This window comes from Bradyrhizobium sp. 87, from assembly GCF_023073015.1.
Lineage (GTDB): Bacteria > Pseudomonadota > Alphaproteobacteria > Rhizobiales > Xanthobacteraceae > Bradyrhizobium > Bradyrhizobium canariense_D.
On the sequence record NZ_JADPIQ010000027.1, the window covers coordinates 1 to 20,752 of the forward strand.

14 protein-coding genes and 1 pseudogene are annotated in these 20,752 nt (G+C 58.8%); 12 read left to right on the top strand and 3 right to left on the bottom strand.

Annotation, left to right across the window (positions count from 1 at the left end):
- Positions 1-761 precede the first annotated feature (761 nt).
- The 5 genes and pseudogenes from panB (at position 762) to IVB50_RS08175 (ending at position 7,953) form a co-directional block, all read left to right on the top strand.
- Complete coding sequence (gene panB, locus IVB50_RS08155; RefSeq protein WP_247295328.1) at positions 762-1,634, top strand: 3-methyl-2-oxobutanoate hydroxymethyltransferase; 873 nt, start codon at positions 762-764, stop codon at positions 1,632-1,634.
- A 14-nt stretch (positions 1,635-1,648) separates the two neighbouring features.
- Complete coding sequence (gene panC / locus IVB50_RS08160) at positions 1,649-2,500, top strand: pantoate--beta-alanine ligase (protein ID WP_247295331.1); 852 nt, start codon at positions 1,649-1,651, stop codon at positions 2,498-2,500.
- A gap of 1,295 nt (positions 2,501-3,795) precedes the next feature.
- On the top strand, positions 3,796-4,932 hold the full coding sequence (locus IVB50_RS08165; protein WP_247295334.1) for an MFS transporter: 1,137 nt from the start codon (positions 3,796-3,798) through the stop codon (positions 4,930-4,932).
- 2,019 nt (positions 4,933-6,951) lie between these two features.
- Positions 6,952-7,537, top strand: a pseudogene (locus IVB50_RS08170) (IS5/IS1182 family transposase); the annotation flags it as partial.
- Between the two features lie 29 nt (positions 7,538-7,566).
- Entirely contained in the window at positions 7,567-7,953 is a 387-nt protein-coding gene (locus tag IVB50_RS08175; protein WP_247295336.1) for a hypothetical protein, read from the top strand.
- An 83-nt stretch (positions 7,954-8,036) separates the two neighbouring features.
- Here IVB50_RS08175 and IVB50_RS08180 read toward each other — a convergent pair whose 3' ends face one another.
- A complete protein-coding gene (locus tag IVB50_RS08180) occupies positions 8,037-8,846 on the bottom strand; it encodes an effector protein NopP (protein WP_276577024.1) in 810 nt (269 codons plus the stop codon).
- Positions 8,847-10,234: 1,388 nt separating this feature from the next.
- Here IVB50_RS08180 and IVB50_RS08185 point away from each other — a divergent pair.
- Complete coding sequence (locus IVB50_RS08185) at positions 10,235-10,759, top strand: IS110 family transposase (protein ID WP_247295338.1); 525 nt, start codon at positions 10,235-10,237, stop codon at positions 10,757-10,759.
- Between the two features lie 495 nt (positions 10,760-11,254).
- Here IVB50_RS08185 and IVB50_RS08190 read toward each other — a convergent pair whose 3' ends face one another.
- Positions 11,255-13,165 (bottom strand): HrpF/NolX family T3SS translocon protein, encoded by a 1,911-nt coding sequence (locus tag IVB50_RS08190; RefSeq protein WP_276577025.1) that lies wholly within the window; start codon positions 13,163-13,165, stop codon positions 11,255-11,257.
- Between the two features lie 632 nt (positions 13,166-13,797).
- Here IVB50_RS08190 and IVB50_RS08195 point away from each other — a divergent pair.
- The 5 genes from IVB50_RS08195 (at position 13,798) to sctV (ending at position 18,480) form a co-directional block, all read left to right on the top strand.
- On the top strand, positions 13,798-13,983 hold the full coding sequence (locus IVB50_RS08195) for a hypothetical protein (RefSeq protein ID WP_247295340.1): 186 nt from the start codon (positions 13,798-13,800) through the stop codon (positions 13,981-13,983).
- Positions 13,984-14,465: 482 nt separating this feature from the next.
- Complete coding sequence (locus tag IVB50_RS08200) at positions 14,466-15,356, top strand: FHA domain-containing protein (protein WP_247295341.1); 891 nt, start codon at positions 14,466-14,468, stop codon at positions 15,354-15,356.
- Between the two features lie 37 nt (positions 15,357-15,393).
- Positions 15,394-15,930 carry a hypothetical protein gene (locus IVB50_RS08205; protein WP_247295343.1) on the top strand — a complete coding sequence of 179 codons (537 nt, stop codon included), beginning with the start codon at positions 15,394-15,396 and terminating at the stop codon, positions 15,928-15,930.
- A 2-nt stretch (positions 15,931-15,932) separates the two neighbouring features.
- A complete protein-coding gene (locus IVB50_RS08210) occupies positions 15,933-16,376 on the top strand; it encodes a histidine kinase (RefSeq protein WP_247295345.1) in 444 nt (147 codons plus the stop codon).
- On the top strand, positions 16,357-18,480 hold the full coding sequence (gene sctV / locus IVB50_RS08215; RefSeq protein WP_247295347.1) for a type III secretion system export apparatus subunit SctV: 2,124 nt from the start codon (positions 16,357-16,359) through the stop codon (positions 18,478-18,480). Before IVB50_RS08210 ends, sctV begins: the two co-directional genes overlap by 20 nt.
- A gap of 1,070 nt (positions 18,481-19,550) precedes the next feature.
- Here sctV and IVB50_RS42540 read toward each other — a convergent pair.
- On the bottom strand, positions 19,551-19,985 hold the full coding sequence (locus tag IVB50_RS42540; protein ID WP_276577026.1) for an ATP-binding protein: 435 nt from the start codon (positions 19,983-19,985) through the stop codon (positions 19,551-19,553).
- On the opposite strand from IVB50_RS42540, the gene IVB50_RS42545 reads away from it, so the two are divergent.
- The gene (locus tag IVB50_RS42545) at positions 19,870-20,190 is read left to right on the top strand and encodes a hypothetical protein (protein WP_276577027.1); all 321 of its coding nucleotides are present in this window, start codon (positions 19,870-19,872) and stop codon (positions 20,188-20,190) included. The genes IVB50_RS42540 and IVB50_RS42545 overlap by 116 nt on opposite strands.
- Positions 20,191-20,752: the final 562 nt, after the last annotated feature.

Consider the following 20,752-nt stretch of genomic DNA (forward strand, 5'->3'; position numbering starts at 1 on the left):
ACCAATCACCCATGTCGGTCAAAGCCGCTGCTCATCATCGCGCGAAACAGCTGCTCACGATCGCCTGAAATCGCCGCTCACCATCGCCGAAATACGCAGCTACAACAGAGGGTGAGCGCGAGGCCTGTTTCGGGAGCTGGAAAGTGCCAAGTATCCCGGGGAAGGGATTGGAGCAGGGCATGGTACGCAATTTCTATCAGCTCTGTATGGGGAAGTATGCCGCAGGTGTGAGCGGCAACAAATCCTCTGGCTGCAGTTGAACTTGATGAGGCTCGGAAAAGAACTCGCTCCGGTAGAGTATTGCCTCACTGGGCAGAGCCAGCCAGTCCGACATGCAAGAGATGCGGTTAAGACAACGCCGCAGGCAAATTGCCAGAATGATCGCATCGGCGCGCCCTGAGGCCCAGCGTGACGCAACGCGCTTCCAAATGACAATTTGAATCTGGGAGTTCTTGCTTGATGGTCGCGCGACCATTGGAGTTTTTATGCACGCGCCTGCTACTTTGGAGGCGTATGTTTCCCTTTCATGGTTGACGAGTTTTCACTCGTCCGCCATAGAAAAAGGGTGGTCCCCCGGGATGCGCGCAATACTCAACTGCTTCGGTCTCAAGAATCGGATTACCGTTCGCCTAGCATATTCGGTGACGCGGGGACTTCGGGAGGGCGGTGGCTTCAAAATCGTAGGCGAGACAGGTGAGATTAAATTGTATCGCTTAGAGCTGCGAAATCGACCTGAGGCCATCTGACGGAACGGATCGAAAATGAGCCACGCTTCGGAAGTATCAGTTGAGCGGATCACGATTCCAATCCTGCAGCGATGGAAGCAGGAGCGGCGGCGTGTCGCCATGACCACCGCCTACGATGCGGTTACTGCAGGCATCGCTGACCCCATCGTCGACATCATTCTTGTCGGCGACAGTGTTGGCAACGTCTGCCTCGGATTCGACAACACGTTGCCTGTCAGCGTGGCGATGATGAATCATCATCTCGAGGCTGTTGCGCGCACAAGGCCCCGTGCCCTGCTCGTGGCCGATATGCCGTTTCTTAGCTTTCACCTCAGTCCGGAGGAGACGATACGCAACGCCGGAGGATTCCTGCAGCGAGGTGCAGATGCAGTGAAACTCGAGGGCGGGGCCAAGCGCGTGGAAATGGTGCGCGCCCTGGTCGGTTGCGAAATTCCCGTCATGGGCCATCTCGGCCTCACCCCGCAGAGCGTCAATATCATGGGCGGATTCAAGGTGCAGGGCCGGAAAGCCGATGACGCTTTGCGGCTGCTTGATGACGCTCACCGTCTGCAGGAGGCCGGATGCTTCGCGTTGGTGCTTGAAGGCATTCCGGCCGAGCTAGCCCAGCGAGCGACCGAATCGCTGTCGATACCAACTATTGGAATCGGCGCGGGTCCCGGGTGCTCGGGCCAAGTGCTCGTATTCCATGATGTGCTGGGGCTGACCGAAGGTCATCGGGCCAAATTCGTTCGCGCCTATGCAGATGGTTTTCAGCTGTTGCAGGAGGCGCTGTCGCGCTGGGCTACCGATGTCCGCAGTGGAGCGTTCCCGGCGCCGCAAGAGTCCTATCGGCTTCCTGAAAGCCTGGGTGACATCATCGCAAACTGGGCTCCTCCTAAGACAACCTGATGTAAGGTGCTACGATGCAGACGATTACGACGGTCGCTGAGCTTCGTCGTGAACTCGCGAAGGCTTGCAGCGCGGGCAAACGCGTCGGGCTCGTGCCGACAATGGGCTATTTGCACGAGGGCCATCTGGCCCTGGTCAAGGCGAGCCGAGCGCAATGCGACGTCACCGTCGTTAGCATCTTCGTCAATCCGACGCAGTTCGGACCAAACGAGGATCTCAGCAGCTATCCTCGCGATTTCCTGCGCGATGAAAAATTGTGCCGCGATGCCGGTGTTGCGATTGTCTTCGCGCCGGGTGCACGGGAAGTCTATCCGGCTCAATTCGAGACCTTCGTCGAACCGGGCGAATTGGCGAAGCCACTATGCGGGGCTTTTAGGCCTGGGCATTTTCGCGGCGTCGCAACCGTGGTATGCAAGCTGTTCAACATGGTGCGTCCGGACGTCGTGTTTTTCGGGCAAAAGGATTTTCAGCAATGCGCGGTCGTGCGTCGCATGGCAACTGATCTCAATCTTCCGATCGAGATCGTCACCGTGCCAACCGTTCGGGAACCGGACGGGCTCGCGATGAGCAGTCGCAATCGCAATCTGAGCGAGGAAGAACGTCGGCGAGCCGTTGCCATCAGTCGTGGGCTGTTCGCCGCGGCGGATGAGTTCCGCTCAGGAGTGCGCGAGGTGGATAAGCTGATTGCGATCGCGGAGCGGCATCTTGAGACCATTGATCGGCTGCAATACCTTGAACTTGTCGATGGTGATACGCTCAAGCGCGCCGCGAGTCCGCTGCGGCTTCCGGCGGCGCTCTGTGCCGCAGCCTACGTCGGTTCGACTCGGCTGATCGACAACGTACTGCTCGCGTTGCCAACTCTGTAGCGCAATTCAGAACCAGATCGACAAACTGTGTTCTTCTTATCCGTTTCGGCGGTCTCGTCGGTGTAACCCTGGAAGTTCCGACGCGGCCGCCCCTCGCGCTTCGCCGCGGCAAGAGTTCTAGCCGGGGTAGATCGAAGTGGTCGAAACTAATGCGCACGTAGCCCGCGTCGACCGGGGGCTTGCGCAATCAATTCCGACTGAAGATGACGCACGACTGTCTGGGGCAGCGCGTATTCGCCGATCTTGCACTGATCCTTCTTGAAGGAGAGAATATGCGCGTAACGGAACACCGACACGCGATCCGGACGGAGTTCGATGCATTTGGCGCACCGGATCTAGCACTACAGTTGCAATTTTCGGGTGGTTCTGAATCTATGGGCCACCATCATTCGGGATTCGGTCGAAGATGCGCAACGCTGTAGGCTTCTTTGTTGCGGCAGGCCAAGCAACGGATTCGTCCGCTGTTTACGCACGAGCGGGTCGCAATCTCGGGCGGGGGAGCTTTCTGGATGAACTGTTGGGCAACGAGCGCATCCCTCCGCACACGGACAAGAATCAATGCCGGTCCATATGCACAGCCAATTGGATGAAGAAGTCGTCAATGGCGTGCCGTGAGGGGGGCGTTGACAAAGACCGTGAGTCTAGCAGGCACATAAGCCTCTGCGTGCCTTCCATGATCAAAGTGTTTATGTCGGCGTCTACACCGCGATGTCGGTTGCCACAAGCTATGGCAGACTACGCAAGCCCAGAGTAACAGGGTTGCAAACCCATCGCCTCGCATTGAGACCGATTGCGATCGGCGGATGGAGTTTCGTCTCGTTGTCAGCTTTGCGACTGAGCCATGTTGACTTGTCGCGGATATGACTACGGAAGGCGAGGCCGCGTTGGCGCGCTGAAGGGCGTCACCAAATCGTAATACGCGGTCTCGAGGCGCACTCGGGTGCTTCGTGCTCCTTCCGTGCGCGACCGCGCTCACCAATTCAGCAAGTAACAAGCTTGTTGAGAGCCCCCGACGCTCCATGCCTAGCCGGCACAGTTGTCCGATCGTATCGAGGCCGGATCGAGGCGTCACGTGCGTTTTCGCGGTGGCATCGTATTTGCAATCAAAGATGTCGTCGCGGATCGAATTAGAGTGACGATCGACGCGATCCGATATCACGCGCTGAACCGTCCGGCATGGCGGATTGCGCCAACAAACGATGTCCTCTCGACCGCCGAACCTGCGCACTCTCTGTCGCTCGGGAGCCCGTCGCTGGTACAGCGCCCGCAGGTCGTCTATCAATAGGGTCCCTGTCATGGCGTCTGCTGGTCAACCATCCTCTCGCTTAGCAACGCGTCTTGCATTCTTCGTTCCCGGGTTTGGCTTCGGGGCCTGGGCCCCGCTCATACCATTTGCGAAAGACCGGCTGGCGGCCGATGACGGCGTACTTGGCCTACTACTGCTCTGCCTGGGTGCTGGATCCATCATCGCGATGCTTCTGACCAGTGTTTTGAGCGCCCGCTACGGCGTCAGGCTGATCATTCTTGTGGGTGGGCTTAGTCTCGCGATCGTCCTGCCGTGCCTCACGACAGCTAGCAAGTTGGCGCTCGGCGCCGCGCTATTCGCCTTAGGCGCCTCGATAGGTTCGATTAGCGTGGCGGCGAACATTCATGCGATGGAGGTGGAGCGCACGGCGGAGTGCCCGCTGATGTCCAGCTTCCACGCTCAATTCAGCATCGGGGGACTTGTGGGGTCTGCAGCCATGACCGCTTTTCTCTCGCTGCAGATTGACGCATTTGTTTCGGCTGTGGTCTGCTCGGGATTGATAGTGATCGCGATCATGCTGGCGTGGCCGCGATTGGTACCAACGGCGCAGGCGGACCAGGGACCGTCGTTCGTTCTGCCGCGTTCCATCGTGCTCCTTCTAGCCGTGATTGCGGCGATCGCCTTCCTTATCGAAGGCGCGATGCTCGATTGGGCTGCCTTGTTGGTCGTCGGCGCTGGTCTTGCTCCAAAGACGCAGGGCGGCTTAGCGTATGTACTGTTCTCCATAGCCATGACGGTGGGACGCCTTGCTGGCGACGCCGTCGTCGAACGCGCGGGGGACCGCGCGACACTTATGTTCGGAAGTCTACTGGCCTTGGCAGGTTTCGGAGCTCTGCTGGCGGCACGGGTGGCCGTCATCGCCATGATGGGCTTGCTGCTCATTGGTCTTGGCCTATCGAATGTCGCCCCGATTCTGTTCCGGCGCGCCGGCACGCAGGAGGCGATGCCCGTTGGTCCGGCGATTGCCGCGATCATGACGGTGGGTTATGCCGGAATTCTCATTGGACCAGCTGGTATCGGCTTACTAGCCAAGTACGTGGGACTGCCAGCCGCATTTGGGGTCCTAGCCGGGCTCATGTGCCTCGTCGTGCTCTTGGCGCCGATCGTGACGACGAACACAAGGTGAATGCGTTTGAAACGTGACATAGTGGCACCTCGCGGGCAAGAGAAGCTTCGATTGTGGCTTGTCTCTGATCGAGCAGACGGCAATGAGTTGCCTAGCTGATATCTGCCTGTGGCGCCGATGATCGGCTGCTTTTTGCTGGTCCCGAAGCGGTGCGCTTCTCCGGAAGTGCTTCAGGCCCGGCGATTGGTGGTCCGCGCTCTTACAGAGATCTGCCTTCATGCCTACGATAGGTCGCTTGATGCGCTTGCTGATCGCCCAATCGCTTCCCTAGGCTTCTATGCCTATGTGAGTCCGCGCTTTCGGCTGTTCGCAAGCTCGAGCGTTCAATCCGATTGCCCAAAGCGGACGTTCGCCGAGCAGGCGTTGATACCTAACGGACTTGGAAATACCGGTATCTGGTATCTCGCAGCCCCTGGACAGGTTTGTGCGGTGGCCTTAATCAATCTAATTCTGCAAACCCGGTCGATTTGATCATTCTTTCTCGGGACTATCCCGATGTTCGAAGCCTAGGCAACGTCTCGGGTGCGGGCGGTGCTCGATAGGGCCTACGAGAGTGAGAAGGACCACGAGATCGGCCTTCGTACGGATCTCGCATGGAAGAGTCTCGAAGTCGGCACCAGGAGAGAAAGCTCGATTGACGCGTACACGACGTGGAGATGTTGCAATTTTTGGTCGGCACGCTTTCTCATGGGAATGGCCCTTAGGATGGTGCCGCGCTTATGGCAAACCCTGCAGATGAACCGCTCCTTACAAGGCGGACGTGTGTCTGGCCATTAGTCGAGCCTAGACCGTGACGAGGTACTGCCGGACATTGGCGTCGACGATTGTCGTGTTTGAGATCAATTTCGACCGCCGACGCTCCCCGCATTTATCACGAAGCGCCTGCACCCTTTGGTTTTCAGAGTTGGTACGCGGTTTGGTCCGTTCGGGGCAACATTATGGCCCGACAATTCACGATGAGAGCGCGTATTGCCTTATGAAGGGGGTGTTCCCGAAGACGATGCCTCATCTATTTTGCCCCCGAGAAGACGGACGCACCGTACGGGGAGGCCGATCGTGGAGCTGGCCGAGGTTTGCGCAACCACAGGCTTCCCTGTACCGGAAGCGGGCGCTGTCACGGCGCAACCGGTGCCGAGTCGAACCGCTCCGCAAGATCTGCCGATCCAATCAGTAGCGCGCCTGCCTGCTCGCTGCGTCACGATTGATGCGGCGCTGCGGCTTTCGCAGCAGCTTATTCGGCCAAAGTGACGATCTTTACCTTGGCATGGGCCATACGCTCGAACACGCCTATGTCTTCCTGATCACGTCAGAGACGATCCATCGCCTCCATCGGCACCACTTGAAACCGCCCGCGCAAGGCATCGGTAATAAGCGCGCTGGCTGCCGAGGCTCTCGAACAGGGCAGCGATGAACCCAATGATGAGACTCTGGCATGTTCGAGACCCCTGCCTCAACGGCTCGTGCGCGCCGCGAGCGCAGTCGCTGACGAGATCGCGCGGCGCGGGCGATGAAAGGTCCACCGGTGAGTTGAAGAGGGGCGTGTTCAACATTGATAGCCACCCAAGCCAAGCATGCAGGCGCAGCGTCTAGATGTGCTCACCTGTAGCCAGTTTCGCCCACCGACACAGACGATGATCCTCCTCCAGTTGGTCGTGCGAGTCCAGAATCGCTATCACATCAAATCGCACTCTCGCCGCGACCGCGAGAGGCCGGTGGACGCCCAATGGTCGAGAGGCGTGGTGCGAAGCGTAGTCGAGGGCGGAGCAAGGCCGCTGCAGCCTACCGGTTCAATATACGAGGCCCAAAATGGTCGCCACGTGCGCCCGTCCCCGCTGTTGGTCTGAGGGGCCGGTGGCGGGCGCAGCGGCTTGGCCGCCCTTCATTTCGTTTCGGCCTAAGGGTGCGCCGGCCCCCTGAATTCTCCGGCTTCCGAACCCGTGACGGGCCGCGGCGGGCTCTCAACCGAGGTTCAGAAAATGAGCAGGAAGAAAGAACGACGCCGTACTGACGTTGATGCGCGGATCGCAACAGCAGCGGCAGCGCAGGAAACTCTATTCCTTCCATTCGCCCGAGGTCGAGTACATCCGCAAAGGCAAGGCGGCAGCGCCTTCCGAGTTCGGCGTCAAGGCCTCGATCGTCACCACCACGGCCGCGCGCTGGGCGGCCAGTTCCGTGCTGCACGCTCGCGCACCGTCCGGCAATCACTATGACGGACACTCGCGCGGCACCATCATCGACGCGACGGAAACGCTAACCGGCTGCGCGATCGAGCGCGCCTATGTCGACCAGGGCTATCGCGGCCATAAACACCGATAGGACCGCGCCGCGTCTTCATCTCCGGGCCGCGTCTTCTGTCTTCTGCGTCATCGAGCGCGAGCTCCGGGCCGTTCAGCCAACGACCCATTATTGGCCACATGAAGAGCGATGGCCACCTCGGCCGCTGCCATCCCAAGGGCGTGAGGGCGACGCGAGCAACGTCATTCTCACCGCCGTCGGCGACAACCTCCGCCGCGTGCCCGCCTGGTCGAGGGATTTGCTGACATCAATCCTGATCGTCCTCTGGCAAGCAGGTGTCCGGTCGCAGGCGCTCAAACCGCCTTCTTAGCGGCGACGATTCCACGATGCTTGGCGGCAGTGAGTCAGTCCGAACCTGATGACGTTGGCCGTCGATCAAGCTCGCTTGGCTCCGAAGCCGCCGCACACAAGCTTGTCGAGATCGCGTCTGGTATTAAGCCGGTTCAGGACGGGCCACATCGCGCCGTCAACACGTCCGTCCTTAAGGTCGGCGGCAGCGGCGCAGAGCTTAGCGCCAGGATCAGAGCGCATGGATTTCTGTGGCTCAATTCGTTCGACATCTCTCCTGATTCGGTGTCTTCGACCGAAATGGCCGAGACACCTTATCTCCCTCAGATAGGCGCATCAAACGGCGAAACCACCTCGCACCGGGCTGATGGTGAACATTGGTGCCGTTGTACAAAGCACCTCGCCGATCCAGTCGAATTGTCGATTTCGCTGGGCTAAGGCTTGATCTCTGCCGCAGCTGTCCGTTTGCCTGCTCTCCTTGCTCCACCGCCTGCCAAACATGAATGCCTGCGGATATCGCATTACATAAAGTCACCATCCTCTTCGGAATCTGCTGCAAGCTCAGTGTCACTATCGACTTTGGAGAGATAAAGCTGAGATTTAGTTGCACGTTGCCATTCACCAAGGCTGTTTTTTGTCCACTGGGCGGACTGAGTGGGGTCAAGTACCATGTCGTCCTCATCCACTTCGACGAAGCCCATTGTCTCTGCGCGGGCCTTCGCCTCTGCATTAGCAGGACGCCAGTTCACCAATGGTCGTTCGCCGTCTTGCCGAAGTTGATGTTCGAGCAGAATATCGCCGGCGTTGGCGACAAGCGGATGAGCAACCTGAAAATCCACAATTGAGGTGACTTCACTTCGTCCAGGGAACTGTTCTCGCCACTTATCGCTTTCGAACTCACTCATGTTGAATCCGGCCTCCGTTCTTTGGAGGCCGACGCTCACATTTCCTAATTGGTAGCTGTAATATCGGGCGTCTTCTGAATCTCTTCTGATACCGTATTCCCTCGCGACCTCTGCTGTGCGCTTAGCTCTTGCGGATACAAATTCCGAGTACTCGTGTGGATTGTTGGCGATGCGGTTGATTGCGTCGCTATGAAAGGTCCTCACTTCTGTCCGGAAGGTAGCTCTGTCGATCTCGACCACAGGAGGTTTTCGAACGAGGGAATAACTCGGTTGCGAAGGTGAGCTGTCAGCAGACTCCTGCAATCGCGTTCTAGCGAACGCATCGGCGAAGCCCTGGCTTTCGGCACCCGCTTCCTCAGCCTTGGCTGCCCGATGATATCTTTCCTCGGCCGGAATATCGGGCCAATTGTTAACGCGACCGTACATGACGACTGCACCTGGATCATACATCTTGCATTGTTTCAGGTCGTTAGACCTTACCCGCTTGATAAACAGCCTAGCTGTCCGTAAGCTGACGCCAGCGCATAAAGGAAAATCCGACCACGCCTTTGGGCAGCTCGACCGCGTATCGTGGATGCGTTGCGCGATGCAGGCTTCCACGTTATCCACCCAAAACAAGGCGAGGAGGTGCTGGACTGGTGCAAGCGGCGCGTGGCAAGGGGAACACGATGCGGGGCACCCGGACCTGCCGAGGCGTCGAGCTCGTCGCGGTGCGCCGTGCTCGAACTCATGGAAGCTCCGCCTTCCAAAGCCGAGTCGGGAAGACAGGCAGCCGGAGCTGAGCCATCGACTACCATGCCCGAGGCTCGTCTTCCGATCTCGAGCCAGCTCTGCTGGGATCATTGGCGGACGACGGTCTGGCCGCCGGCTAAGTGGTAGATTGCCTGAGCGCAAACGCAGCCCTTGTGTCGCCGAAGCGCTCTCGCAGAAGCCGCGCATGCTCGTGGTGATCGCCTTCGCGACCAAGATGGCTCGGGCGATTTGGACCATGGCCACCCGGAAGGTGGATTGCGGAACCCAGCGCAGGCAGTGACGGCATCATGACGAATGCAGCAGAAATAGCCTTACGTTGGTGAAGGGTGTGAGAAGGCTACGACCCAAATGGGCGGAACGATCGAAGAGATCTGGATCAGGAAAACCAGTTAGAGCCGAGGTGCTCGGAGATGAGATTTGGACTTGATCCGCGGATCACCAGACCGGCCACGCGGCTTGAGGACGCCGTAAAGGAAGTCCTGACAGAAAACCGCATCGTCCACACGCCGAACGTCAGAAACTTCTTGCATCACGGGCGGCAACGACAGAGGGCTCTACACGAAGTACCGTCAGCCCGCCAGTGGCCGCCGCCAAGGCGTCGTTTGGTCCGTCAATCGCGTATAGGAAAGGACAGATCGCGGAGCCGCGATCCTACGTGCGCCAGCGCGAGCGTCTGATTGAGTACGCGGCCTCCCACATCAAGCATATGCAGGGCTTGACGGAGATAAATCTTCAACTCCACCAGGTCTTGCCGACATCACCGGCGCCACCGGCCGCGCCTCATCCTCGTGATCCTTGCCGGCGAGCGCGATCCTGAGGCGCTGGCGTGCTTGCGCCAATGCAGTTGCCACGCTAGTGCGGAGACGATCGTGAGGGCGCTCACCGGAAGCTATCCCGCCGAGCGTCTGGTTGCGCTCCAGCAGGCACTTGCGCTTTAGACGCCTACCACGAGAAAGCATCTGTCTGCGACGCCCCGGATCGAAGCCGTATTGAAGGCGCGTCGGAATCGAACCGATCAGGCGAACGCTCTAGCTTACGAACGTCAGCGTGGCTCTGTTCGGTTGGTCGGAAAGGACTCCACCACGCTCGACGGCCTCGGCCCTTACCTCTCGCTGAAGCTGATCGCTGAAGGGGGCGACGACCTCTCCTCGTGGCGAAGTGCAAAGCATTTTACCTCCTGGCTGGGACTGGCGCCGAACAACAAGGTCTCCGGCGGAAGAATGCTCTCATCCCGAACGCGCCGCGCGGGCGGCAGAACTTCTGCGCATTGCTGCCGTGACGCGGGTCGTACAGACACCGCGCTCGGCGCCTTTTACAGGCGACTTTCATCGCGCATCGGCAAGGCCAAGGCGGTAACCGCCGCGGCCGCAAGATCGCAGTTCTGTTCTACAACGCTTTGCGATGCGGACGGACTATGTCACCAAGGGCCTCGTCCTACGAGACGCGTTACCCAACGCGAGTGGTCAACAATTCGCATGGGCGTGCCAAGGCATTGCGCTTTGCTCTCGAACCCTTGGAGCAGCAAGTCGGTGCTGCCGTTTCTTAGGAATCATTCTCCAGCGTCAATTCCCCGCTCTTTGCATTAGTGACTTCACATCGACCGCGGGCGCAACCGTCGCGGAGCCCCTCGCGCCGAACACGTCAGAAGCCCGGCCATCAAGCTGAGCTTTCCAGGCCGTCACCGGATGGGGTGGACGTCGAAGTGCTCGGCCCATTCGGCTATCGTCCGGTCGCCCTTGACGGTGGCAAGCGCCCCCTTCGCCTGAAAAGCCGGGCTGTGGCTCCTGCGCGGTCATCTGTTCAATCTCAGCTGCTCGCGGCGATGATCGCCGCTTTCCGACAGAAACTCCAATTGCGACCTGTTCAAATTTGCGGAGCCGGCTTCTCAGAAGATTGGCGCCAGTTGCTTGGGGTGCGCCTCGCGTGCAGCGCGCGTTCTTCCGCCGCCGCTTGCCGAGCGGCGGCTTCGCCCTGATGACGTGGCACATACCGAGTTTCTCGACGCCGTACAGTCGAGCGGCGCAGAAGTTGCAAGGGTCCGTCCCTGCATACGAATCCGCACCTTACCCGCAACTCGCCTTTCAGGCCACCGTCTGAGACAACGGCGGCGTAGCGACCTGACTCGGAACGCCTGCGGCCTGCATGGGCTCGGTAAGGCGTGCCTTCAGGTCGTCCAAATGGTCCTCGGCATAGGACTGCACTTTCGAGATCGCCGTATCGAGGCCGAATTGCACGCTCTGTTCGAGCATCTCCTTTGCGAGGCCCTCGCGCAGCGCGAATTTGACCTCGGGCCCAGCTACAAAGCTAATGGCCTGCCCCGCAAGATTAAGGCCAACCTCTTCCAGCGCCTGTTTCATATTACCCCCGCTAATGCCCGTATGCAGAAGGCTCAATGCTTGCGACTCGAGCTCGAGCACCATCGAAATGCCATCGGCCAACTCGCCCAGTCCCGGAATGACGCCGAGCAGGCCTACTGCCGTCGCCTCCCAGTCGAGCACCTTCGAACCCACCTTGGCTACGTCATCGACCGCATGCATGAGCACCCCACCATTCTTCTTCGGAGACGCGACATCGGGTTGGTCGGATACCCCCATCACCATGTCTGTGACTGCATTTTGTTCAGCGGCGGTCTTGGGGACATGGGTCTTGATCTGCTGAACGGTATGGTTCGCAGGTGACATGTTGCTATAGAAGTGCCTAAAGTCGTTGTTGCTGATATTACCGGAGTCGACCGTATGCCCGCCGCCTAAGTCGAAGAACTCCTGATGGGTCTTGTAGCCCGTAATCGAATTGTTTAGCAAACGGAACAAGAGCGGGTCCGAGAGCAGTTGCGATGCCGCTTCTCGTATCTTCGGGTCGAGAGTCTTGTCCTCGACCATACTCGCCAACTTGTGTCGTGTCAGGTCACCGTCCCCGAAGAAGGCGTTCTGATTCTTGTTGATCGTGTCGAGCGTGTTCAGCTCGCTTTGCGTGGAATTCATCGACGACGAGGCGACTTGCAAGAAGTCTTCCTTGTGGATTTTATCAGTCGCACCACCGCACAACTGCTTCCAGGCTTCCGGGTGCTCGAGGAAGTGTTGAGCCGCCGCGATCAGCTGAGGCGGACACTTACCGACGTCGGCTTTGCCGTCGACGATCCGCTTGAAATCGTCCAAGCTCAAATTCTTGGGCAGGTAGTCAGAATACTTGTAAAGCTCGCGCGATGCATCATTCAAGGTCATGACCGATGCTTGTCCATTCGAGGTGCCGTCGGATGGAATATAGTTCTGCTCGTAGCTTTGCGCTTGCTGCTCCTGGAATGTAGCAACCTGCGAATGGCTGGCGGAAAACTCTGACAGATCCTTGGCCTTGATCTTGCCGCCGCAGCGGCCGTCCCCTTGGGAGCCAATCGCATAGAAGAGCTCTGGATCGCGTCGCAATCCTTCGATCGCCTCCTTCAGGTCCGGGGGCGTCGACGGATCGCTGGCCTTGGCTGCCAGCGAGTCCCAGCTGAGTGGGCATTGGTCCTTGTGCCGGTTCAGCACTGCCACGATCTGCAACTCGGCATTGGTGAGCGTGCCGCCGTTCCACGTGATCCTAGAGCTTGGCACCGGAGTGCTCGGTACGTCAGGCGATGGAGCAGCCGTCGACGATGCGTCTGCACCAGGGGTGTCGACGGAAGAGGAATCGACCGAGGAGGAATCGACCGAGGAAGAAAAAACCGGATCCTTCATCAGCGCCTCGATCGCCGCCTTCCCGTGCGCTGACAACTGGTCCAGCGAATCCTGCGGGATCTGTCGCTCTGGCTGCAGCAGATCCGGTGGCGTGGAGGGAACGTCGGATTTCTCTTCCCGCGAGCAGATGGACACCATCGCCTCGAACATCGAAGGTTCGCCTTCCCGAATCTGGCCGGGGGTCTGCGCGGATGATCCCAAGGCCGACAAAGCCCCCGGAACGAGCCCGAACCGAGCTGGATCTGCACTGGCGGGCAGCGAAACGCTGTTGAGCTGCATTTGGTTCATTTCCATTCCATTGCGGTAAATACTTGGCATCGGCGTCGTAAGATCGAGGCCTTCTGTTAAGGGGGCGAGCTTTCGAGAAGCTGACGACTTTAGACGGAGCAGGACGAGCCAATGTCGGTCGTCTTAACATCCCGAAGAGGCGTCATCGTGCTCATGAAACTCATCTCCGGCTCAGAGCATGCGCAGGCACGACGTTGCTCTGACGCTTTCGGAAAGCAGGCGCCTGCGGTCGTCAGCCCCGAGTGACCATCGCTGTGGAGCCGCGAAACAACATCACCACCGATTCCCACGGTGGCATTTCGAATTGCGCGCCGTTTTGCCGCTGACTTGCCATCACACCATTGTGCGCCTGATCGAGGAATGTGATGAGGTGCGTTGGGCCTGCGCCGCGATCTGGCGCTCGTCGTATAATGTAGAGATTGAAAGTGGGGCCGAGAATTCGCGCGGTGGCAGTCGCGGCATGTACCTGCGAATCCGCGCTCTCAGCTGGGGTTCACGCTGACGATATTGAGCTTGTTCTCCTTCTCGTCAGCTTCTCGACAGCTAATCCCAGTAGCCTGAGCAAACTGAATCGCTCGGTGGTGATACCACCGTTTTGGCGGAACTGAAGTGAGGGGCACCAGATGGCCGGGGCAATCGAAGGCGTGATCCATACCAATTCCGACAGTGACAGCTCGCAGTCGGTAGCTGATCGTCAGAACTTCGAGTCGGCTTTCGGTTCGGTTCTTGCCAACTTCGCGATGCAGGCGATGGAGCGAAACATGGCAAATCTTCACGAAGCTGTAGCTGAAACAGAAGAGGATACCTGACGCCGGTTCTTCGACGTCAGTGGAGTGCCGCCATCGATGGCGGCAAATAAACAGAAGGTGAAGCGATATGACGAAAGCAAGTTCTACTAGCTCTTCTACTGGTAGTACCCACGACGCCAATGATAGCAAGGCTGATAATAAGTCCACGGGTTCCAGCGGGTCCACGGCGTCTACCGCCGCATCAGGCGCTGGAACTGCACTTGAGAAGGTTGGTGGGGCGGCTACGTTCGAGACGCTAATCGCGGAGTTGAAGGCCGTTAGCCTGCAAGCCATGGTGCAGGACATCCGGTTGCGTTCACTGTCGACCGAGCTATCGAGTGAGAGGAAGGTGGCCAGCGAGCGCGTCAACGGATAACCGTGAAAGGCGGGGCGAATCCTCGCCCCGCCTTTCCCTCATCGGGATGACGTGAGTGGTGCGGCCTAGGAATGAGTCGTGCGGACCAATCGCCCTGCTGTGCTCCTCATAGTTCGGAGAATTGTCCGTGAATGAGGCCGCCTCCTTACATTTCGAGGTGCTGTCGGGACCTTATGCCGGGCTAAGCGGGAAGGCGGCTGTCGGAACGAGCCTTATCGGTAGCGGCCTCGACGCGGATATGGTTTTCGTCGAACAAGGGCTTGAGCCGCATCACCTACGTATCACCCTCGTTGGCAATTCAATTGAGCTTGAGGCTCTTGCGACCGTAAGCACCCCAGAGGGCGGGGGGGATATTGCCGTAGGTGAGCGTGTTGTTCTTTTTCTTCCCGCCGTCATTCGTGCGGGCGCCGTGTCTATTCGCTGGTCGATGCAGAATGCAGTTGAGGCTCGGTCGATTAGCCTCTCGCGCGTTTGGATCTCAGCTCTCGCCCTCGTGCTCCTCAGCTGTCTTGGTGTAGGCTGTCTCTCGACCGTTCTCTTCAAAGCCAGCGGAGGTGCACCGACCGGCATTGCGCCGCCTGCCGCAGAGCTGGTACCCAAGCTGGGTATGAACCGGCCTGACGATCGGCGAGCTCAGGCTGCAGCCGAAGTCCTGAAACAGGAAATTGATAAGGCGGGCCTGCTCGATATCAGGGTTGGTTCGGGGCCGGGTTTTGTTAGCGCTGAGGGAAAAGTCACGCCTGCAACCGCTGCGAAATGGCAGGAGCTCCAGCAATGGTTCGATGGTCGTACATACGGCGCGGTGACACTTGTGAACGGAGTGATCGTCAAGGAGGAAAAGCAGCCATCCTCAATCGCGATCGAAGCTGTTTCGCGCGGACCCCAGCCCTATCTGCTTGTCGGTGGGCAGAAGTATTTCGTCGGCGCTCTCTTGACCGACGGATGGGCGGTCACTCGAATCGAGGATGGGCGTGTGTTGCTAAGCCGCAATGGCCGCGTTGTTGCCGTTCCGTATTAGGCTTTCCGGGCCCGAAGGAAGGGATAAGGAGATCGTCATGTCAAAGGTGTCCCGCTACGATGTCGGGCCTGGCGCTGCTTTGCCGAGACTCAGCGAGCACCATCATCAACCAGCGATAGGGCCGACCATCCAACCCAATAAAGGTGAGGCGGACGGTGCTCGTGCAAACGGCGAGAAGGAGCTGGCGTCGATCTGGGGCGAGCTGAACACGCGTTATATGCCGCTGGATGTAGCGATCGAAGCCGCATCGGGGGCCAAAGATATTGATGCAGTCGGGCGTGTCAGTCTCAACGAGATGCGCACTCGCATTTATGAGCTCGAGCAACGCGCTGGGGTGGCATCGCTCTACGGGCGCGATATCGCGCACGATCTACTCTCCTTCGTCATGCCAAGCCTTCGTCATCCAGACATGCTGCGGGCAGAGCGGTATAGCATTGTTCTGGAAGGTCTCGTCCATAAGCTGGCGGCCGCGCCTGCGGATCCAATAGCTGGGGACGGTATCGTGGTCCTACGGCAGGGACTGCACTGGCTAGCGCTGCTCCGCCAGAATCGGAATAGCTTGATCGAAGCCTAACAATGTTCAACTCCGATAGAGCGCAACGGACGACCAACGTTTCCGAATCCGATAACGTCTCACTGCGTTCAGGGCAGGAGCGCGATTTGCTCTGTACACTTTCCTATCTTCACCTTGCATGTGGGCAGAGCGCAGAATCCGTTGCTCTCTTGCGACTCATCGTCGGCAAGGACTCACGAGATGTCGATCTATTACGGATTCTCGCCTATGCCCTCATCTTGGAAGGTCTCGGAGGTGAGGCGTTGCAGGTCATAGATAGACTGAGCACACTTGATGACGAACCCTCGGCGCGTATCTCTTTGATGCTGTTGCGTAGCCACGCCCTGCGGCGGGCCGGTCTCATAGACGAGGCGCTCGCCGCATTCCAACGCTATGTCTCGTTGCGTGACGGCACTGGCCTGATCAATCAACGATCGGAAGGTCCCCATGACCAGCGTCCTGCGTAAGATCATTGCGCGCGCGTCGGCCAGCTCCGATTTGATGGTCGCGTTGATGCTTCTTCTGACGGTCGGCATGATGATCATGCCGATCCCGATAGTGGCGATCGATACGCTCGTCGGCTTCAATCTGGGCTTCGCCATATTGCTGCTGATGGTCGCTCTCTATATTAGCACTCCACTTGATTTCTCGTCCTTGCCAGGCGTCATTCTGATTTCCACGGTATTCCGTCTGGCGCTCACCGTATCAACGACGCGGCTGATCTTGGCTGAGGGGGATGCCGGCAGCATCATTCGCACGTTCGGTGATTTCGTCATATCGGGGAACATCGTCGTCGGCATTGTCATATTTTTAGTCGTGACCATGGTGCAGTTCATCGTCGTTGCCAAGGGGGCTGAACGCGTGGCGGAGGTGGCGGCGCGGTTCACGCTCGATGCTCTGCCAGGCAAGCAGATGGGAATCGATGCGGAATTGCGCAATGGCCATATCGATCAGAACGAAGCCCGCAGCCGGCGCGCTACATTGGAGAAAGAAAGCCAGCTTTACGGGGCTATGGATGGCGCCATGAAATTCGTAAAGGGCGACGCCATCGCAGGATTGGTGGTTATCTGCGTCAACATGCTGGGCGGGATCACCATCGGCCTGCTCTCAAAGGGCATGTCTTTCCAGGCGGCGCTGCATCAATATACCCTGCTGACCATAGGTGATGCGTTAATCTCACAAATTCCCTCGCTGCTGCTCTCGATTACAGCAGCGACAATCATCACTCGTGTAAATGGGGTTGTAAGGCTCAATCTTGGGACCGACATCGTTAACCAGCTCACAGCAAACTCGCAGGCATTGCGGCTGTCTGCCTGCGTCCTCGTTGTAATGGGGGCTATTCCGGGTTTTCCGCTCCCTGTCTTTCTCGTCTTGGCTACAGTCTTTGCAGCAGCGAGCTTTGCCGACGGTGGGGCCCAAGGCGGCAAGAAAAGCGCTGATGTCTCTCGCCCCGCTCCCACACAGTCTAGCAAGGAAACCGTGCCTGCGGAGGCGCTTCCCATCGCATTGTTCCTTGCGTCAAGTCTGACACGGGCGATAGACAAAGAAGAATTGCAACAGCACATTGCACGCGTTTCGGGACTGATCTCGTCTGATCTCGGCATCACAATTCCGCGCATCCCCATCGAGGTCGACGAGCGCTTGCCAGAGTTGCAGTACAGGGTGGATGTCGAGGGCGTGCCCGTCGAGCAGGAGTTAATTGATCCAACTCAGCTCGCACTCCACGACGATCCGGCCAACATTGAATTGAGTGGCATCCCGTTTCGGCATGACCGGGAGACGGATCAAATCTGGATTGAACAGAGCAATGCACCGGCTCTAAAAGCAGCCGGCATCGGGCACCACCGTCCCATTGAAATCCTGGCCTTGCGCGTCCATTCGGCGGTGACCCGCTATGCACAGTGCTTGGTGGGTATCCAGGAGACGCGCCAGTTGCTGGGCCGCATGGAGACGGAATATTCCGATCTGGTCAAGGAGGTGTTGCGTACGACGCCAATCCCTAAAGTAGCCGACGTCTTGCGGCGCCTCCTGGACGAGGGTATTCCGATCCGGAACACACGGCTGGTCTTGGAGGCATTGGCCGAATGGAGCGGACGTGAACAAAACGTCGTCTTGCTCACGGAACATGTTCGCTCCGGTCTGAGACGGCAAATCTGCCACCGGTATGCCAACGCACACCGCGTCGTGCCGGTCTTTATCATCGAACGTCAAACCGAGGATATCGTGCGCAGCGCGGTTCGAGAGACTGCCAAAGGACCCTACTTGGTTTTGAGCGACGGGCAAAGCGAGGCGCTGCTCTCAAAAATGCGTCAGATCCATTCGAACGTAGTTCGGGCGCAGATCAAGCCGGTTATCCTTGCTTCGATGGATATTCGACGCTTTGTCCGCGGCTTTCTCACCCGTAATGGGATCGATCTTGCTGTTCTATCCTATCAGGACCTTGCCTCGGACTTCACAATCCAGCCTGTCGGATCCATTACACTCGCAGCTGCAAAGGACGACGACGCCCCGTCCGAGGAACTCAGCAACACGCTCCTTGCAGCCGATTCACAGGCGCAGCAGTCAATTTAAGAAGGGCCGCATGAATTCACCTCGAAAGACAGTGCGGTGGCGCTTGGGTTCATTTTGTCTGCTTTCGTGCTGGGCTCTCTTCGCCACTCTGGGGCTCTGCAGTTGCGCTAGCTGGGATAGACCAGCTCTTCAAATGCAAGAGCGGCCGGCGCCAAAGTTGCTCGGCGCCAAAGATATCGATCCAGCTATGCGCGAACGCATTGAGTGCGCGATCGGCCGGACTCCTGACCAGGAGCTTTGCGCGACGCGTTGAAGCAAAAAAGCTCGGAATATCAATGCAGCGGATCGGTCTTGCGTGTCGATGCGAAAGCGCCTCGCATTGATTGCTCGTCAAGTCTGCCTGGATCTGCGACCTATATGCGCTCAAGACTAAATGCGTTAACTCGAGAACGTGGACGCTTGGTGAGCCACAACCGCAATACAAGCAATCGCGACAGCGCAGCGTATTCCGATTGCGCGGACCAAATCACGTTATCCGCAACGATCGGTGCACGATATCGCGCAATGCAAGCACCCGCCCGCTGCGCCTGGCGCTGCCGCCCTACACAAGTGACCCGGACTTAGCTAGTAGCGGACCTATTGGTTCTGTTGTCTCTTGCTCGAGGTCTCGCCAGCCGGCTATCACGCCTGGCGCGAGCGTCCGGACAGCGCACGCACGACGACCAATGCTGCGCTCTTGATTGATATCTCATCAGGACAGCGGCGCTCGGGGACGGCAACCCACGGGTCTATGCCGCGCTGCGGGCACAGGGACCTGGCGCCAGCCGTGGCCGGATCGAATGCCTAGCGCATCGGCAAGGCATCGGCGCCACGATGGCCCGGCCGCACCGCGTTGCCGACAGCCGTCATGGCCTGCCGATCGCGCCAAACCTCATTGATCGCAACTTTAGGGCCGCGGCAGCGAACCGGATCTGGCTCGCCGACATCACTTACGTTTCGACTGCAGATGGCTGCTGTACCTGGTGGCGATCATGGATCTCTGTCAACCGGCAGCGAACTTTCCGTGAGAATGTCCAGATTTCCCTGGGTGACGGCGATTGTGGTTCGGGGATCAGCCGCTATCGGAATCGTCATTGGTCCTTCCAGGCGGGCGGCCGCGGCGCTCGGGCTGCGGCGGGTTGGCGAGCGGACGTTTTCCGGAACGAGAGCGGCGTGCTGGCGGAGCCGATAGCTCGATGTGATAACAATTGCGTGGGGAAGCAGTCGATCAAGCACTGCTGTGGCCAGTTCGAATAGAGGATCATCGCGCCCTTGTCATAGCGGGCGTCTTCCAACTGGAAGAACAGGTTGCCGCCGCCAGGCGCGACCGGGAGGTAACCGATTTCGTCGACGACAAGGAGGGAGGCGCGGGCGAGGAACCGCAGGTGCTCGCGCACGGTGGTGGTCACGATGTCCGCGATCGTGGCGAACGCGACGCTCTTTCCCGCCTTGACGGCCTCGACCGCGAGTGCCGTCGTGAGATCGCTCTTGCCGGTGTCGCAAGCAGATGAATTTCGATTGGGCAAGCGCCAGAATGCGATTGTGATGGAGCTGGAATGCGAAGTCGAGCCAGCGAGCCTTTTTGACGGTGGTCAGGCGAGACATTCTCAGCGCGATGCTGACACGGCGACTGTCGCGCAAGGTCAGCTCCTCGATAAGTGTTTCGAGCGCCTCAATCCAGGTGACCTCACCCTCTTTCAATTCGCCGCAGCGTGGTGTCCAGCATTCTGAGCGCACCTGGCATCTTGAGTGCGACTAGGCCTTTCTTGACGCTGTCGATCGCTGCCGGCTGCGCGTGGATCGTTATGGCCGGCCTTCCGATTGGGGGAGGCGTTTGCGACACCTCGGTAAAACCCAGCGACCGCCTTGGCATGTGATCGCCGGCCCGATCGACGAGGGCTTCGGATATGCCTGGTCGCGGCCTAGACCGGTTGACCGCCTGTCGATGCTCCGGCGCGACGCGAGTTCGCCGGCGGCCTTCTCCAGAACGGGATGGACGGCAACGATTGCGCCTTGATCGAGAATGGGATTACATCGGGCAATTGCTGCACGTCGACACTGCGCCACGTATGGTCGGGTATGCTGTAGTAGTTCCCACCGATCCACACGAGCCGTCGTGGCTGACACGGGTGGCGTTCGGCATTGGACTGGACCCCCGATCGGCATCCAAAAGGGGCTCTGACTCGTGTGTGGAACGTATATGGACCCCGCCCGATTGCAACGACTGGCTTGATCAGGATCGACGGCCACAACTGCTGACGTATATCCGGCTTCTTGATGCGGCTGGACACCG

What these genes read in the sequence shown, in the direction of transcription:
- IVB50_RS42545 (WP_276577027.1), top strand. Translation starts at nt 19,870, where the DNA reads ATGTCCGCGATCGTGGCGAACGCGACGCTCTTTCCCGCCTTGACGGCC.
- IVB50_RS08210 (WP_247295345.1), top strand. Translation starts at nt 15,933, where the DNA reads ATGTTCAACTCCGATAGAGCGCAACGGACGACCAACGTTTCCGAATCC.
- IVB50_RS08165 (WP_247295334.1), top strand. Translation starts at nt 3,796, where the DNA reads ATGGCGTCTGCTGGTCAACCATCCTCTCGCTTAGCAACGCGTCTTGCA.
- panC (WP_247295331.1), top strand. Translation starts at nt 1,649, where the DNA reads ATGCAGACGATTACGACGGTCGCTGAGCTTCGTCGTGAACTCGCGAAG.
- IVB50_RS08205 (WP_247295343.1), top strand. Translation starts at nt 15,394, where the DNA reads ATGTCAAAGGTGTCCCGCTACGATGTCGGGCCTGGCGCTGCTTTGCCG.
- IVB50_RS08190 (WP_276577025.1), bottom strand. Translation starts at nt 13,165, where the DNA reads ATGCAGCTCAACAGCGTTTCGCTGCCCGCCAGTGCAGATCCAGCTCGG.
- IVB50_RS08195 (WP_247295340.1), top strand. Translation starts at nt 13,798, where the DNA reads ATGGCCGGGGCAATCGAAGGCGTGATCCATACCAATTCCGACAGTGAC.
- sctV (WP_247295347.1), top strand. Translation starts at nt 16,357, where the DNA reads ATGACCAGCGTCCTGCGTAAGATCATTGCGCGCGCGTCGGCCAGCTCC.
- panB (WP_247295328.1), top strand. Translation starts at nt 762, where the DNA reads ATGAGCCACGCTTCGGAAGTATCAGTTGAGCGGATCACGATTCCAATC.
- IVB50_RS08180 (WP_276577024.1), bottom strand. Translation starts at nt 8,846, where the DNA reads ATGTACGGTCGCGTTAACAATTGGCCCGATATTCCGGCCGAGGAAAGA.